A 14,678-nucleotide genomic window follows, 5' to 3' on the forward strand; every position below is an offset into this window, starting at 1 on the left:
CGAGGAGAATGTATGGCAAATTCCGTTCGCGGCGACTCAGTATCCTGCGTGATCGCGGTTACGTCAAAGCGCGGCCGCGGGGCGTCAAAGGACAAGCCCCGGTTCATCGAAACACCGCAGGACATCGAGTCGTCAGGACGGCAGGAGGAGGAACGTCAACGTCAGATGCGCGCACTGATCGCGCTTGGGCGTGAGCGTGGCTATCTCACGCACATGGATATCAACGACCACCTGGCAGGCGGGTTTACGCAAACTGCTGCGATGGAGATGATCGTCGGCACGTTTGGCGACATGGGCGTGACCGTGTACGAGCAGGTGCCGGACGCCGCCACGCTCCTGTTAAGCGGTGCCGCGTCCGCCGTGGTACCGGACGATCAGGCGGACGAGGAAGCAGAGGCTGCCCTGTCGACCGTCGATTCCGAATTCGATCGCACGACTGATCCGGTCCGGATGTACATGCGGGAAATGGGAGCCAGAGAACTGCTGACCCGTGCCGGCGAAATCGAGATCGCGAAGCGCATCGAGGACGGCCAGCAGGACATGATTCAGGCGATCGCCGCATGTCCGTCGGTCGTGGCCACCATTCTCGCTGAAGTGCACCGCATCATTGCCGGCGACCTGCGTATTGACGAACTGGTCGATGGCATTTGTGACGAAGCGAACGAAAGCGAAATGAGGCTCGAGTCCGAAGAACATGTGCCTGAAGAAAACGCCGGCGTCGATGGCCCGGGCGGTGACGACGTTGAAACGGACGCCGGGGATCCGGAGACGGCGAACGCGGCCCGTCTCGAACAACTTGCGAACGACAGTCTTGCGGTGTTTGCGCGTGTGCGCGTGCTGTTCGGGCAGTTGCCGGATATGCCCGTAACGGGGAGGGCCGGTTGCTCAGCCGTGGCTCGAGTGCGCTCGGAGATCCAGCGCGAGCTGGCGCCGGTTCGTTTTACAGCCAGAACCATCGACCGACTGTGTGCCAGTGTGCACGAGCAGATGACGGAGGTTCGTGCGATCGAGCGCGGCATCCTTGATATCGCCGTCGATCGTTGTGGCATGCCACGCGAGTCGTTTGTTGAGTCGTTCCGTGGCCACGAGACCGACCTTGGCTGGACCAGCCGCGTGGCGGCGAGCTCACGGCAGTTTGGCGCAGCGCTCGAGCGACATCTGCCGGCCATTCAGGCCGGGCAGAAAAAACTCGCGGGCATTGAGGTCAGGGTTTCGCTGCCACTCCAGTTCCTCAAGGAGATCAACCGCAGGATGAGTGCCGCAGAGTCGAAAATGCGACAGGCCAAGGGGGAAATGATCGAGGCGAATCTTCGCCTTGTCATCTCGATTGCCAAAAAATACGTGAACCGCGGCATGCCATTCCTCGATCTGATCCAGGAAGGCAATATCGGCCTGATGAAGGCGGTGGACAAGTTCGAATACCGGCGCGGCTGGAAGTTTTCGACGTATGCCACCTGGTGGGTGCGGCAGGCGGTTACGCGCGCGCTTGCCGATCAGGCGCGGACCATTCGTGTGCCGGTGCACGTGATCGAGGCGATCAACAGGCTGAACCGGATTTCGCGGGAAATCCTGCAACGAACGGGGCGGGAAGCGCATCCCGCCGCCCTTGCCGTGCGCATGGAGATGTCCGAGGATAAGGTGCGCAGTCTTCTCAGGATCGCGAAGCACCCAGTGTCGCTTGAAACGCCTGCAGGCGACGATGCCGACATGACGCGTGGCGACATGATCGAGGATGTCTCTGCGGGTTCACCGGTTGAGGCCGCGATGCATGCGGACATACGTGCCGCAATCGATGAGGCGCTCAGCGGGTTGTCGTCGCGCGAGGCCAAAGTCCTGAGGATGCGGTTCGGGATCGATACAGTCTCTGATCACACGCTGGGAGAGATCGGCGAGCAGTTTGGCGTGACCCGCGAGCGGATCCGCCAGATTGAAAGTCAGGCGATGCGCAGGCTGAGAGATCCCGGTCGCGCTGACAGGCTGAGGCAGTTTCTTGAGCGCTGAGTGGGCGGTGCCAATTGTCTTGGCCGGTCGTTGACGTTTGTTTTGGCCGGTGGTGAGGAGTCGGAGGCGGCGTAGCCGCCGTAGACGACGAACCACCGGCGGCACCGCGTCGGCGGGGAAATAGGATGGCTGATCGATTCTTAAAGAAGAAGCGGTCAGCACATGCCCGGAACCCGCATCACCGACCAACAGGTTCGCCTCTACATGAACAAGCGCAAACACCATCCGCAGGAAGTCGCGGCCGCCAAGGCAGGAATAAGCGTACGCAGCGCACGCCGCATCGAGCGTGACGCGACGTTGCCATCCCAGAAGCCGCGGCGCTCCTGGCGCACCCGTCCCGATCCGTTTGCCGGGCTTAGTCAACTTAACGGTGTAGAGGTGCAGCAACTAAAACAAATCGGTATCCTTATCAATTGCGCAGGCCTGCAGTCGCTGCCTCTGTCACTGTCCAGCGATGTCATGCCAAGAGGCGTGCCCTGAATGCCGCGCGATGGGATTTCGCCGTCATGCAGTGCCGTGGCAAGGCAACTGTTACCTGATGGGGTCGAAGCTCGACAGGAACGCCTGCGTGCACTTCGGATTGCGAAATCCGCACATGGCATGTTCACGGCGACGTGTCGGCTGATGGCTGTTCTCTGCGCGGTTGTTGACCCGCGCCGCTGCTTTCACGAACACGTGTTTCACGCCGGCCAGCGCCGCGATGTCCGCCTTCGCTGCCGGGTAACTGCGCGACTGGTCGGTTACGATCTTGCGGGGCGCCGGGTATGAACGCAGCACCTTCCTGAAGAAGCGCTTCGCCGCAGCCTTGTCGCGGCGCTTTTGCAGCAGCACGTCCAATTCCGTGCCATGCTCATCCACTGCGCGCCATAGTACGTAGGGCTCACCGTGCAGCTTCACGAACAGTTCATCGCGGTGCCATCTAATAATCGCTGCCGGGAAACGAAAACCGTGATACGGCGATTTGTGCTTTTTCATCCGCATATTCTACTCAGCACTGCAATCAACTTAATGGAATGGACGCCCCCACCCGAAACGGCATCGATATGGCAAAGTGGAAGTGTCGAATGTGCAGGTCAAGAACGTCGAGCAGCAATCGGTGCTGTCGTTACATCGTGTACGTCAGGGATTCGTGAAAGCACGCACCGCGCAGGATAACCAGATCCGCGGACTTCTCAGCGAGTTCGGATTTGCCCAATGTGGCCGCCGTCGCGCTGGCCAACAAGAACGCGCGGATCGTATGGGCTCTGCTGACACATGACCGAACATATCGGCGCGACCATGAATCTGCGTTACCAGCTATGTAGTTCCAGACAGCATCAGGTTTGTAGCAAACAGAAGGACACTTCCACCGATTGCCAGGGCAATCATGATGTGATGGCAAGATAGGTCAGATCGTGGCGGGCCAAACCCGACTTTGTCAAGGAGCTCCAAGCTCGCCAACTTGATCGGGACCTCGTCAGCATATTCCATCAGGGACAGCCGGCCTGCGCCCGGCACTGAAGTCCGGATGCATGGCTGCAATCAAGACCTTTGAACCATCGCAACATGAAAGCTTGGCAAACGGGGGGCGTCCATGCATGACAAAGCCTTCTTATCGCCACGGAACATGGACCCGGATCGGCAGTAAGCGAAACTGTGATGGTTGAATATTATGCTGCGCACGTTCCGGCGACGCTGCAAAAAAAGCCAGGTCATGGGTAGCCGGCGTGGCGACCGATATGCGCGACCGATTATTTGTGAAATATACGGAGCGAAAATTAATACGCGAGAACGAGATGTAGTGCATCGCCAGCGGATGGCTTGCAGCTTCGCCAACCTTGCACGATATGACCAGTGAATCACGTTTTGGGAGGGAGAGAGTCGGCAGTGCCGCCATCGTGGCGGCACACGCGCAAATGACTTACAGCGGGGTGATGTTGGATGCCTGCATGCCCTTGGGGCCGTTCTTCGTTTCGTAGCTGACTTTCTGGCCTTCTGCGAGGGTTTTGAAGCCGTCGACGCGAATTTCCGAGAAATGCGCAAACAGGTCATCGCCACCCGCGTCGGGCGTGATAAATCCGAATCCCTTGTTGTCGTTAAACGACTTCACGGTACCGGTGTCCATGGAATTCTCCAGAATATGAACGGAATTACGTGCGCTCCCGAAGAACGCGCAGAAAAAGGATCAAGGAGGGAGTGGACAACGAGTACCGCAGTGTGCGGTGAATGATGAGCAGCAATCGCGCTTCTTGAAGACTTCAGAGGACCGCAGTACCGGGGGAAACGATCAAAGTCAAGGCATTTCCGTTTGAGGCTGCCGCCGGTGCGCGTCGTGAGGGCCACCCTGTACACAGGGTCCGCATGTGTGCCGGATGCTTGCGCACGCGCAGGGTGAGGCGTCGGGCGTCCGTGACGTTGTGTCGTTTGCGCCCTTTTCGCACTCTGTCCTGCCAGGTCGAATTTTCGTAAAGCACGTTGCGTTGCATGACGACGTCCGGTATTATTTAGGATTCCCACAATTCTGCGCGCTCCGGATCCCGCTGGAGCACCCGAACCTCGGTTGTCCGAGCGTCATTTCACGATTCCGTTTGCACCCCGACAGTCAACTTGATCTGCCGTCCTGCTTGCGACGATCGTCAGCCAACCTGTCGAGGAGAACGTATTGGCAAATCCAGTTCGTGGCGATTTAGCATACCCTGTTATCGCGATTGCACCAAAGGCCAGCCGCCAAGCGGCAAAGGGAAAGCCCCGCGCCATCGGAGTACCGCGAGACATCGAGGCAATCGCACGACAGGACGAAGAACGACAACGCCAGATGCGCGCACTGATCGTGCTTGGCCGCGAGCGCGGTTATCTCACGCACGTGGACATCAACGATCACCTGGCAGACGACTTTGCGCAGACTGTCGCCATGGAGGCGATCGTCAGCACGTTCAGCGACATGGGAGTGGCGGTGTACGAGCAGGTGCCGGACGCGGCGACGCTCCTGCTGAGCAGCGCCGCGTCTGCCGTGGCATCCGACGATCAGGCGGACGAGGAAGCGGAAGGCACACTGTCGACTATCGATTCCGAATACGGTCGCACGACTGATCCGGCGCGGATGTATATGCGAGAGATGGGAGCCAGGGAACTGCTGACCCGAGCCGGTGAAATCGAGATCGCAAAACGCATCGAGGCCGGCCAGCAGGACATGATTCAGGCGATTGCTGCATGTCCGATGGTCGTGGCCACCATTCTTGCCGATGTAGACCGCGTCATTGCCGGAGAACTGCATATCGATGAACTGGTCGCTGGGGTCGGCGACGACGTGAGCGGGAACGCAATGACGCAGGATTCCGAAGAAAATGAAGCGGAACCATCCGTCTGCGGCGAAGACCCGGATGGTGACGAAGTTGGAGCGGACGCAGGCGATCCGGAGGCAGCGCACGCAGCGCGTCTCAAGCAGCTCACGAGCGATGGTCTCGCGGTCTTCGCTCGTGTGCGGGCAGTCTTCGAGCAGACTATGGACGTGTCTGGTACTGGCGACGTCCGGGCCGCAGTCGTTGCGCGAATGCTCCCGGAGATCCAGCGCGAACTGGCGACGATCCGTTTCACGCCGAAAATCATTCATCGCCTGTGTGCCAGCGTGCAGGAAGAGGTTACGGAGGTTCGCGCGATCGAGCGCAGCATTTTGGAAATCGTCGTCACTCGTTGCGGCATGCCACGCGAGTTGTTTGTCGAGTCGTTCCCGGGGCACGAGACCGACCTTGGCTGGGTGAGCCGCATGGCAGCTAATTCCTGCCAGTTTGGCCCGGCGCTCGAGCGATATCTGCCCGCCATTCAGGCCGGGCAGCAGAAACTCACCAACATTGAGGCGAGGGTTTTGCTGCCGCTGCGCAAGCTCAAGGAGATCAGCCGCACAATGGGTGCCGCGGAGTCGAGAATGCGGCAAGCCAGGCGGGAGATGATCGAAGCGAATCTTCGTCTTGTCATCGCAATTGCGAAGAAATACGTGAATCGCGGCTTGCCGTTCCTGGATCTCATCCAGGAGGGCAATATCGGTCTGATGAAGGCGGTGGACAAGTTCGAATACCGGCGCGGCTGGAAGTTTTCGACGTACGCCACATGGTGGGTCCGTCAGGCTGTGGGACGTGCGCTTGCCGATCAGGCGCGAACCATTCGTCTCCCGGTTCACGTGATCGAGATGATCAACAAGCTGAACCGCATGTCGCGCGAAATCAAGCAACAGACGGGACAGAACGCGCATCCCGCCGTCCTTGCCACGCGTATGGCGATGTCTGAGGATAAGGTGCGAGGCCTCCTCAGGGCCGCAAGGCAACCCGTGTCGCTTGAAACTCCGGCGGGCGACGATGCGGACGCAACGCTCGGAGACATGATTGAGGATGTCGCAGCGCGCTTACCTGCCGAGGCAGCGATTCATGCGAGCATGCGCGCCGCTATCGATGTGGCGCTTGACGGACTTGCGCCCCGAGAGGCCAAGATCCTGCGGATGCGATTCGGGCTCGATACGAGCAATGGCCACACGCTTGGTGAGGTAGGCAAGCAGTTCAACGTGACCCGCGAGCGAATCCGCCAGATCGAGAGCCAGGCGATGCGCACGCTGAGGGATCCCGGTAACGCTGACAAGTTGAGGCCCTTTCTCGAGCGCTGAAAAAGGCAAGGTTCGGCACCAGATTTGAATTCACCGAGGGGCGTAGTTTACGTGCCCCTACGCTGATCGTTTCAGGGTATAGTGAGTCGTCCCCTGTGGAGTGAGCAAAATGCCGACCCCCCTGCTTTTTCTCTACAAGGGATATGAACTTCATCCCCTCGTCTTCGCCCGCACGTTCAGTCGTTTTGACGGACATTCGCGTTACGCCGAAGGGTATGACATTGCGGTTCGCATCTCTCGCCCCGGGGCAATAGCAGCCTCAACCGCAAGCCGTGTTTTCAGGCTGGACCAAGCGCACGCGCTCTCCGACTTCGGCACGGCAAGGCGTGCCGCCTGGCAGCGGGGAAAAGACATCATCGACGGAAAGGTAAGCGGGGCTTCGGTCGCGGACATGTGAAAGCGCTGCTGGTGTGGCATGCGCTGATTTTGTCGAGTAACGAGTTGCTCTCTCGCTGATGGCTGGCTTGATCGTCGTTGCTTCAAATAATGTCCACCAGCGGAGTGCATCCTTCTGGACATTGTTGCCCGTCCGGCCAGACGCATCGGTCTGCCGCAGCGGCGCGCGAAACTGGGCGCCTCCATTCTTCCGAACTGGTAATGCTTCCATGCAAAGCGATCGCGACGCGATTCCGCACTACCTCGTTTTACGCGCTGGCTGTGCGCCGTATGTTCTGAACGCTAACCGTCATGTTCTGCGCCGCGAGGCAAGCCTTCTCCTGCGAGCGTTCGCGAGAGCCCGCAACGCCCCGACCTCAATCGCGGACGACGCGTGGAACGAATTTTCGGGCCTGGAATCCGTTTCGAACCTTGAGCGCATGGACATGCGGGCCTACGCCTTGGTTCAAGGGGCGGAAAGCGAACATCAGCTTCGCTTACTGTCCGCTCTCTGACTGCATCAACGCGCGCATCCATTGCGGGCGGTGAGCTTATCGGTACCTTGCAGTTGGCGTGTCAGTTGCACGTGCGCATTCGACGTTCTGAGCGTTCGCAGCGGTTTCAGCCTGCCACGCAGCTCACTGATATCGTCAACATCTGACAGCAATGCGTAAGCATACCACAGTGATTCCTGCCTGCACGCTGCCCCCTGACGGCATGCCGATAGCCGGTGCGAATGAAATACTGGTGCAGGCGAGGGCTGTTCAGATAAATTATCCGGACGAGCGAGGCTCGTTGCCTCATATTCTGTTTCCAATTGCCTGAGCATCATCATGGTTGACATCAAAACCGTTTCTACGAACCGCGCCTTGCGCCCCGCCGTGCGCACGAGGCCTGCTGCATTCACCTCGAGCTTCGCGGCGAGTTCGGCCAGGGTGTTGCCCTTCACGAGGTAGCCCGAGCGCCCGAATTTGGCGATGTACGCCGCGCTACTGCCGGGCATCAGCAGCCCAGGACCATATTCGTGGATGAGCGCGGCATCGACGATCAGATGGGCGGGTACGTTCGGCCCGTTTTCGTGAACGGCGTAAGCGGCGGCTTGGTGACGACGTCGCCGACGAAGGTGCTCGCAGGCAGGCGCGAGACGTCGATGGGCAGTGGATCGTCGGGACGCATGCCCATCGGCGAGGCATTGACCAGCAGGTCGAGCGACTCGGCCTTCCAGCTCGCCTGTGGACAATCGAGTGAGTAGAATTCCCCCGAACGCATTCTGCGCAGTGCTTGCACCCAGTTACGCGGTAACTATCAAGCATTCCCTCTCCTCTGTTGCCGGAATGCGACATCAATGTCCAAGGAGTTGCGAAGTGATCCTGCGTAAGTTTTGGCGTAGGTTTTTGCTCGATGTCCTGCCAGACAAGGACGCGCTACTACTTCGAAGAAAACGAATAGTCGGATCGCTATTCGGATAAATGCCCGGGGTTGGCGTTCAGATGATTGAAAAATAAGCGTTTTCTAGAATTTCGTAGCGGGATCGTATCCGCCTCTTCGCATATTCGAAAAAATAATGAACGAATGAAAGAAAAGTAATATTCGGATTGGTGAGGAGCGGTCGGAATTGCTGAATTTAGATCTAAGTAGCTGATTTAAACGAGATTCTGTTGGGTGCGAGCGCTGGGTTGATTAGCCTCTGCTTACCTTTTTCTGTGTGAATCGGCGATGCTGGCGTAGGTTTTCTCCCTGTTGGGAACGAACCTACGCCATGTGTCTTTCTCCGCGAAAAACCTACGCCGGCAATTGACAACCCTTCACGCACCGCCGCGATGTCAACGGCCCGAAAGAGTGATTTGATCGCCACGCTTCTCGGCATGGACCAATTCAGTGAAATCGCGTCGCGCTTGAATTTGACCTAATCTACCCGGTCCGAAATGGCCTGGTTTTCGATTCCATTTAAGGGCCGCGCCCACTCGCACGTTTGCATGGGGTACGCGTCGAAAAAGCGCCAGGGCAACGCGAATCGGCGGGCAGCACTCTAGTTGCACTGAGCCTTGTACCTCTCGGAAGAATTGTTTGTAACGAAGTACCAGACGAACTGCACTCGCGCGAGCAAATCTACTTTCAGGCGACAAATCCGTCGTGGCTTTCGCGGTTGATTGGTGCCAATACCCCCAAAGGGGGAACTCCCTATGGCAGATTTCAAGGCACCGTCGACCAGCCATACTGGAGACACGAATCATTGACAGATTTGGCGGAGCCGCAACATGAAAAGCCGTGATTTTCTGACCTATCAGCAGATCTTCGACCAGGCAGTGGAGCACCTCTTCTGCCAGGGCCGCGCGGCGCTGCTTCCACACGGTGGCGGCGCATATCGCGGCTACTGTGGAGGATGTCCTGTCGGCTGCCTTATCAAGGCCTCCGATTACACAACCGCGATCGAAGGCGTTCCGGTCCGCTATATCGGCGCACAGTCATTGCACACAATCCCGGCGTACATGGATGTTGGCGTCGCCGCGCTGCGCAGGGCGCTGCTTCGCTCGCGGATCAACGTCTACGACCCGGTCACGATCGAGCTTCTCAGTTGTCTGCAAAACGTACACGACGTATTCGGCAGATGGGAGTGGCGTGAGCGACTTCTGACGATCGCGCGCCAGTTCGGGCTGTCCGATGAACTCGTCAGGGCGGCCGCATGAGCAACGCAATGCCGAGCGGGCGGGACATTCGAGAGGTGGAATGAAACGAGGAAACAAGAGATGAGTGCGCGGAAACGAAGCCTGCACGGGCTGGTGGAGAAGTGGCTGGCGCCGACCCCGGCCGTGCCCGCCCATGTGACGCAGTTCGGCCGCACTGCGGCGGGCCACAGACGGTTCGTCTGCGTAGAGGTCTCGCATCCGACGTGTCCTCGAGCGCTTTTCTTCTTCCGGCACGACGACGGCTTCTGGCAGGTCTTCCCGCCGCGCGGCGAACGGCCGGCGATGGGCTATCGGCAAGCGGCGTAACGCTCGCGCGATCGCACCGGAAACGCTTGAAACCCGTCATCGGCTTGACAATACGTTTGACGGCACGATGGTCCTGTTCGATGACGTTGTTCAGATACCTGTTCTGCCGGACCTTGATCGGCGTCGTTCGGTCTGCTGCTTGAACAGCTCATCATAATTCGCCATGAAAACACCCCAAAGGTTGGATCGGTGTCCAACTTTTGGGGTGCAGTTCATTGGGGGGGAGTTCGCAGGCTATGTCCCCGCGGAGACCTCAGTCCGCAAAGCCACGTCAAGCATGAAGCCTGTCACCCGGTAGTGATATGGTGTGCAGAAACTAAAAAGCAATCCAAAGTTTTGTGCATCGACGCGGAATCGACAGTCCCGGGTTCGCGTACAGCGTCTGCGTGTTAATTCTGGAATGTGCCGAGCAGTTCGGTGTGCGCCACTACATGACCTTTCATCGCCGTCTCCAATGCCGCCTTGGTCGGCTTGTGAAGATCGGGCAGCACGGTGTCGAGCGCGTAGAGCTTGTGAAAATACCGATGACGGCCAACCGGCGGGCATGGGCCGCCATATGTGGTGCGATGGAAGTCGTTGGTCCCTTCGAGTGTGCCGGCAGGGAGCGCGCCCGTCGCGGCACCCTCCTGAAAGCCGGGCGCCGTCGCCGGGATGTTGTAAAGCAGCCAGTGGACCCATGTCATCCTTGGTGCGGCTGGGTCGGGCGCGTCGGGGTCGTCCACGATCAGCACGAGGCTTTTCGCATTGGCGGGTACCCCGGACCACGCGAGCGGCGGCGAAACGTCCGCGCCCTTGCAGGTATAGCGCCGAGGAATCTCGCCCCCGTCCTGGAAAGCCTGCGAGCTGAGGGTGAAGGCCATCGTGTACTCCTCGGCGTCTTTCCGCGCTGCCGGCTAGTGCTTGCGATGCATCCAGCCCATATGGTGCGTGTCGAGCCACTGGCTCAGGCTCTCACCCGGGTGATCTCGCCTGTAGCGACGGGACAAGGCCGCTGCAACGACAACGAGCACCACAAGGGCAACCCAAAAGCTGATCATTGACTGAGTCATGGCAGCCTCCTTCTGGAATGGGAATGCGACCATCCTTGAATTCTAGTCGTTGCAGGACGGACTGGCTCAACTCGAGCAGGCTGGTTACAAACCTCCGGCGTAGCGAAACCGCGCTGCTCGTCGGCTGCGATGCTGATTTCGTCGGGCGCCGTAAGGACCGGTGCGGGCGACCGATTGTGAGTTGGACTGAGCGCGAGGCAAGTGATCGCCTACGCGCCGTGCTCCGTCACAATCGTGCGCGACCGGCCAGATGCCGCAGAGCAGCATCGATGATTGGACGGACGCCATATCTATAATGAAATGGGCAGCGCCCACCTCGCCCGACTAGTTTTGGGCTGCGGCGCGGTGGGCGCTGCTTCATCCCCCTTTGCGCGAGGCAGATCATGCAACGCACCGAAGCGATCCTCAGGCAGGTGATGGCAGCGTTCGAACGCGAATCGCACCTGAAACTCCACAATTCCCCCATTCATATCCGCTTCGAGAGCGGTGCCTTGACTGTTGCCGGCGAGGTGCCGGACGTTGCGTCGAAGAAACGGCTGATTCAGTTGACCCGGGCTTACAGCGCCGGCGAACCGATCATCGACCAGTTGCGCGTTAGCGCTGAGCCGCCGATCGGGGATGGCGAGTTGCGCACGCGGATCTGCGAACGCATTTTGCAGACGGTCGAATACCGCAACTGCGTGATCTGCATGCGCGTGAAAGGCCAGCTCGAAATGCTGCGTGGCACCATGGACCAGGCCGGCGAGGAGGGCAGCGGCGTTGTGGAGGTGACGGTTGAAGATGGCGTCGTGACCTTGACGGGCCAGGTGATCAGCCTGTCGCATCGACGACTCGCGAGTGCGATCGCGTGGTGGGTCGGCGGGTGCCGGGACGTGGTGAACTTGCTGGAGTTGGTGCCCGCTGAAGCGGATGGCGACGAAGAGATTTGCGAGGCACTCACGCTTGTGCTCGAAACCGATCCGCGCGTGCACGCTGGGCAAATCACCATCAATGTGGAGGACAAGCGGATTACGCTCGCGGGATGCGTGGCAACTGAAGCTGAGAGGCGGCAGGCAGAGATGGATGCGTGGTGCCTGGACACAATTTCTGGCGTGGTCAACCGGATCGAGGTGCGAGCCTGACGGTGTTGGGGGCGTATCCTCAGCCATGTGAACGCCCCTCCTTCGAAAAGCAGTACGAAGCGATGGCAGATTGTCGAGCGCGTCTGCGTGCTCGGACAGCTTGAGCAGCATGGCGCGCAGTGTTTGCCTACGCACGGGTACGCGGCGCGCTACGGAGTGCGTCCAGCCGGGCCAGCAGCGCACGGACCTGCGGTTCGAATGTAGCCGGCAGTTATGGCTCTACTACCGCATTGAGCCGTTCGCGCCAGGAGTGCCACTCCGATGCGGGGGGCCGTTCGGCGCATGCATTGTCAAGCGGCTGCTAGCGTCGTCCGGTGCGCCCCCATACATACCGGACCCATCGTTGCCACCGGCTCTGCGGGGGAACGAATGCGTGGTGCGCGGCGAGGGCCTCGCGGTCCCGCTCAACGCTCTTCTGCACCTGATCGTGGATCTGCCTTAACGTCATGCCGCCGGGGCCTTTCAGCTTGTCGGGATCGGCATCGGGATCGAGATCGGGTTCGGGATGGTCAGTCATGGCAAGTCGCCTGTTCCTCATGAGGCGACTTGATCTTGATACAGATGCTCAGTCGCTGCAAGCCGGCACGGGAATTTTTCGGGCGTTGCGAAACAGCGCAACGTAGACCCGTTGTCCATTTCGCGTGTGGCCCCAATCCCCAGCCGACTGGCTGCTGCGCGACCGCGCATCTGCGTGACCAATGGGCTTGCACAGCGCGAGCTCGTGCTCGCGGGCGCGGGCCCCGCCATCCTGCCGGCGTGGCTGGCCGCAGACGATCTGGCCGCGGGCCGGCTCGTCGACGTACTGCCCGATTACGACGCGACGCCTGGCGATTTCGACGGCGTCGCATGGCTGCTCTATTCCAATCGAACGTGGCTGCCTGCCAAGACGCGCGCGCTGGTCGACTTTCTCAAGCGCCGCGCGAGACCCGAGTGGAGTATGGCGCGCCCTAAAGTCAGACGTAATTCTTCCGCCCGGGGATAACCGGGCGCCGCGATTCTTGACAGGTCATCGCGGCATGCTGATTCGACATGAGTCCCCGCTACTCGGCCGATCCGCTTATATGGGTCCGCACGAACCAGGTCCGCTTTGCACCGGCCAGCAGGCCGCTATAGACAATCCATGAAATGAGGAAGGTGGCGGGCGCGGAAAGCTACGCGAGAAAACCCGAAGCATTGTTCAACGCGAGCCCGACGAATGCGCCTGCGAACCAGGCCATCAAGCCGCCTGGATTGAATTGCGGTACGTGGGTATCCCGACATTCGATATCGGTGCCGACAAGCTGGACATAGCGGGTTGACATGATGTGGGCAAGCGCTACGCCCACCCACGCGACAACGAAGACACCTTGCCAGGCGAGTGCCAACAGGATCTTCGAGAGAATGTCGGCCATCATCAGCGCATAGACTACAACGCCGACGACCAGTGCCCAGACGAACTTTGGCGCTCGCAGACCCGCGACCTTCAGAAAGAATGCCTGCATGTTGATGGTCGTAAGATAGTAGTTAGCAGTGTTGATTCGTGATTGTGTGACCCAGACGAACAGCAATCCCCAGATGCCCATCAACTTGAGAAATGCGAGCACAACAGAAACTTCGGAATGCGTACCAAGGCCAGGAATCGTGCTGACGAGGTAAATGCCCGCCGCGCCGTTTACAAGGAAGGTGACGAGATAGAACGGCATGCCAAAATTGTACCGGCCGTGATATCGCGCATCTTCCTTGCGTCCGAAGCGGGCGTAGTCGAACGTGAACATCATGAGGACCCACACGCCCATGTAATAGACGAAGCAGTGCCACCAGCCGTCGGCTGGTACGGCGGCCGTGGGGCCGAAATCCAGCCAGGACGCGTTGTAGCCGTATTCCCAGGTCGCGAGTCCCACGGCGGCCAGGAGTCCCAGCAGATAGAAGGGCAGCAGAACGCCGTTGAACTTGTCCAGCCAGTGTTGCACGCTGCCGAATACGAGCGGCACGCTATAGCAGACCACGATCAGCGCGGCCCACTTGTATGGCAGAGCGGGAAACAGATGATTGGCTGCAACCGCGATGACCGAGCCCTCGAATACCGCGTAGTAAATGGCTGTTGCGAAGAAGATCAACGTAGCGAGGGCAGCTCCTGCGCTTCCAAACAGTACGCGTGAAAAAAGTGCGACCGATAAACCCGTGCGAATGGCGTATCGGCTGATGACCATGTTGATGGCGCCATAAGATACGACCGAGAGCGCCATGCCGATCAATGCGTTGCGCGCGCCATAGTTCAGCGCAAGCGTCGCGCCGACCACGATGTAGAACACCGCGCTACATACCGCCCACCACGCCATCGTCAGCGCAAAGGGGGGCATTTTTGCGCTATCGGGAATGGCAACCGTCGAAAGATCGACGTCTCCTCCCGTGCTTTCCTGAGCCAGGTTGGCCATGATCTGCTCCTTGAGTCTGCATGTAGCGAAGGGCGTCCGTACCGGGCTGCGATTCAACCCGCGGGGCTGCCGTGACGCCGATCGGGCAGCCGATG

General features: G+C 59.6%; 13 protein-coding genes and 7 pseudogenes. 11 read left to right on the plus strand and 9 right to left on the minus strand.

Going from position 1 to position 14,678, the window contains the following annotated elements:
- The first annotated feature begins 12 nt into the window (after nucleotides 1–12).
- Together rpoD (P5W99_RS18640) and P5W99_RS18645 are read left to right on the plus strand one after the other, a co-directional pair.
- On the plus strand, nucleotides 13–2,001 hold the full coding sequence (gene rpoD, locus P5W99_RS18640) for an RNA polymerase sigma factor RpoD (RefSeq protein ID WP_434664221.1): 1,989 nt from the start codon (nucleotides 13–15) through the stop codon (nucleotides 1,999–2,001).
- Between the two features lie 162 nt (nucleotides 2,002–2,163).
- Nucleotides 2,164–2,346, plus strand: a pseudogene (locus tag P5W99_RS18645) (IS21 family transposase); the annotation flags it as partial.
- A 112-nt stretch (nucleotides 2,347–2,458) separates the two neighbouring features.
- Here the strand turns inward: P5W99_RS18645 and P5W99_RS18650 are convergent.
- A pseudogene (locus tag P5W99_RS18650) lies at nucleotides 2,459–2,976 on the minus strand (IS6 family transposase).
- A gap of 91 nt (nucleotides 2,977–3,067) precedes the next feature.
- Here P5W99_RS18650 and P5W99_RS18655 point away from each other — a divergent pair.
- Together P5W99_RS18655 and P5W99_RS18660 are read left to right on the plus strand one after the other, a co-directional pair.
- A pseudogene (locus P5W99_RS18655) lies at nucleotides 3,068–3,187 on the plus strand (IS110 family transposase); the annotation flags it as partial.
- A gap of 7 nt (nucleotides 3,188–3,194) precedes the next feature.
- A pseudogene (locus tag P5W99_RS18660) lies at nucleotides 3,195–3,305 on the plus strand (IS110 family transposase); the annotation flags it as partial.
- 596 nt (nucleotides 3,306–3,901) lie between these two features.
- Here P5W99_RS18660 and P5W99_RS18665 read toward each other — a convergent pair.
- Nucleotides 3,902–4,105, minus strand: a complete 204-nt coding sequence (locus P5W99_RS18665; protein ID WP_434664223.1) for a cold-shock protein — start codon at nucleotides 4,103–4,105, stop codon at nucleotides 3,902–3,904.
- A 537-nt stretch (nucleotides 4,106–4,642) separates the two neighbouring features.
- Here P5W99_RS18665 and rpoD (P5W99_RS18670) point away from each other — a divergent pair.
- The 3 genes from rpoD (P5W99_RS18670) (at nucleotide 4,643) to P5W99_RS18680 (ending at nucleotide 7,521) form a co-directional block, all read left to right on the plus strand.
- Complete coding sequence (gene rpoD / locus P5W99_RS18670) at nucleotides 4,643–6,631, plus strand: RNA polymerase sigma factor RpoD (protein WP_434664226.1); 1,989 nt, start codon at nucleotides 4,643–4,645, stop codon at nucleotides 6,629–6,631.
- A 109-nt stretch (nucleotides 6,632–6,740) separates the two neighbouring features.
- Entirely contained in the window at nucleotides 6,741–7,028 is a 288-nt protein-coding gene (locus P5W99_RS18675; RefSeq protein ID WP_434664228.1) for a hypothetical protein, read from the plus strand.
- A gap of 208 nt (nucleotides 7,029–7,236) precedes the next feature.
- On the plus strand, nucleotides 7,237–7,521 hold the full coding sequence (locus P5W99_RS18680) for a hypothetical protein (protein ID WP_434664231.1): 285 nt from the start codon (nucleotides 7,237–7,239) through the stop codon (nucleotides 7,519–7,521).
- A gap of 5 nt (nucleotides 7,522–7,526) precedes the next feature.
- Here the strand turns inward: P5W99_RS18680 and P5W99_RS18685 are convergent, their stop codons facing one another.
- Nucleotides 7,527–8,009, minus strand: coding sequence for a hypothetical protein (locus P5W99_RS18685; protein WP_434664233.1), 483 nt, complete (start codon nucleotides 8,007–8,009; stop codon nucleotides 7,527–7,529).
- 62 nt (nucleotides 8,010–8,071) lie between these two features.
- Nucleotides 8,072–8,221: pseudogene (locus P5W99_RS18690) on the minus strand (shikimate dehydrogenase); the annotation flags it as partial.
- Between the two features lie 1,043 nt (nucleotides 8,222–9,264).
- On the opposite strand from P5W99_RS18690, the gene P5W99_RS18695 reads away from it, so the two are divergent.
- Together P5W99_RS18695 and P5W99_RS18700 are read left to right on the plus strand one after the other, a co-directional pair.
- Nucleotides 9,265–9,693, plus strand: a complete 429-nt coding sequence (locus P5W99_RS18695; protein ID WP_434664235.1) for a hypothetical protein — start codon at nucleotides 9,265–9,267, stop codon at nucleotides 9,691–9,693.
- A gap of 60 nt (nucleotides 9,694–9,753) precedes the next feature.
- Complete coding sequence (locus P5W99_RS18700) at nucleotides 9,754–9,999, plus strand: hypothetical protein (protein ID WP_421026638.1); 246 nt, start codon at nucleotides 9,754–9,756, stop codon at nucleotides 9,997–9,999.
- A gap of 7 nt (nucleotides 10,000–10,006) precedes the next feature.
- Here the strand turns inward: P5W99_RS18700 and P5W99_RS18705 are convergent.
- The 3 genes and pseudogenes from P5W99_RS18705 to P5W99_RS18715 form a co-directional block, all read right to left on the minus strand.
- Nucleotides 10,007–10,135 (minus strand): annotated as a pseudogene (locus P5W99_RS18705) (DDE-type integrase/transposase/recombinase); the annotation flags it as partial.
- Nucleotides 10,136–10,388: 253 nt separating this feature from the next.
- Nucleotides 10,389–10,859 carry a YbhB/YbcL family Raf kinase inhibitor-like protein gene (locus P5W99_RS18710; protein ID WP_421026639.1) on the minus strand — a complete coding sequence of 157 codons (471 nt, stop codon included), beginning with the start codon at nucleotides 10,857–10,859 and terminating at the stop codon, nucleotides 10,389–10,391.
- Nucleotides 10,860–10,892: 33 nt separating this feature from the next.
- The gene (locus P5W99_RS18715; protein WP_421026640.1) at nucleotides 10,893–11,048 is read right to left on the minus strand and encodes a hypothetical protein; all 156 of its coding nucleotides are present in this window, start codon (nucleotides 11,046–11,048) and stop codon (nucleotides 10,893–10,895) included.
- Between the two features lie 383 nt (nucleotides 11,049–11,431).
- Here P5W99_RS18715 and P5W99_RS18720 point away from each other — a divergent pair, with 383 nt between their 5' ends.
- Nucleotides 11,432–12,169 (plus strand): BON domain-containing protein, encoded by a 738-nt coding sequence (locus P5W99_RS18720; RefSeq protein ID WP_434664239.1) that lies wholly within the window; start codon nucleotides 11,432–11,434, stop codon nucleotides 12,167–12,169.
- A gap of 301 nt (nucleotides 12,170–12,470) precedes the next feature.
- Here P5W99_RS18720 and P5W99_RS18725 read toward each other — a convergent pair whose 3' ends face one another.
- Complete coding sequence (locus tag P5W99_RS18725) at nucleotides 12,471–12,686, minus strand: hypothetical protein (RefSeq protein WP_421026642.1); 216 nt, start codon at nucleotides 12,684–12,686, stop codon at nucleotides 12,471–12,473.
- 126 nt (nucleotides 12,687–12,812) lie between these two features.
- On the opposite strand from P5W99_RS18725, the gene P5W99_RS18730 reads away from it, so the two are divergent.
- Nucleotides 12,813–13,151: a LysR substrate-binding domain-containing protein gene (locus tag P5W99_RS18730; RefSeq protein ID WP_421026643.1), complete on the plus strand. Its 339-nt coding sequence runs from the start codon at nucleotides 12,813–12,815 to the stop codon at nucleotides 13,149–13,151.
- Between the two features lie 58 nt (nucleotides 13,152–13,209).
- Here the strand turns inward: P5W99_RS18730 and P5W99_RS18735 are convergent.
- A pseudogene (locus P5W99_RS18735) lies at nucleotides 13,210–14,583 on the minus strand (purine-cytosine permease family protein).
- Nucleotides 14,584–14,678 lie beyond the last annotated feature (95 nt).

It is taken from the genome of Paraburkholderia sp. A3BS-1L, assembly GCF_051125215.1.
Lineage (GTDB): Bacteria > Pseudomonadota > Gammaproteobacteria > Burkholderiales > Burkholderiaceae > Paraburkholderia.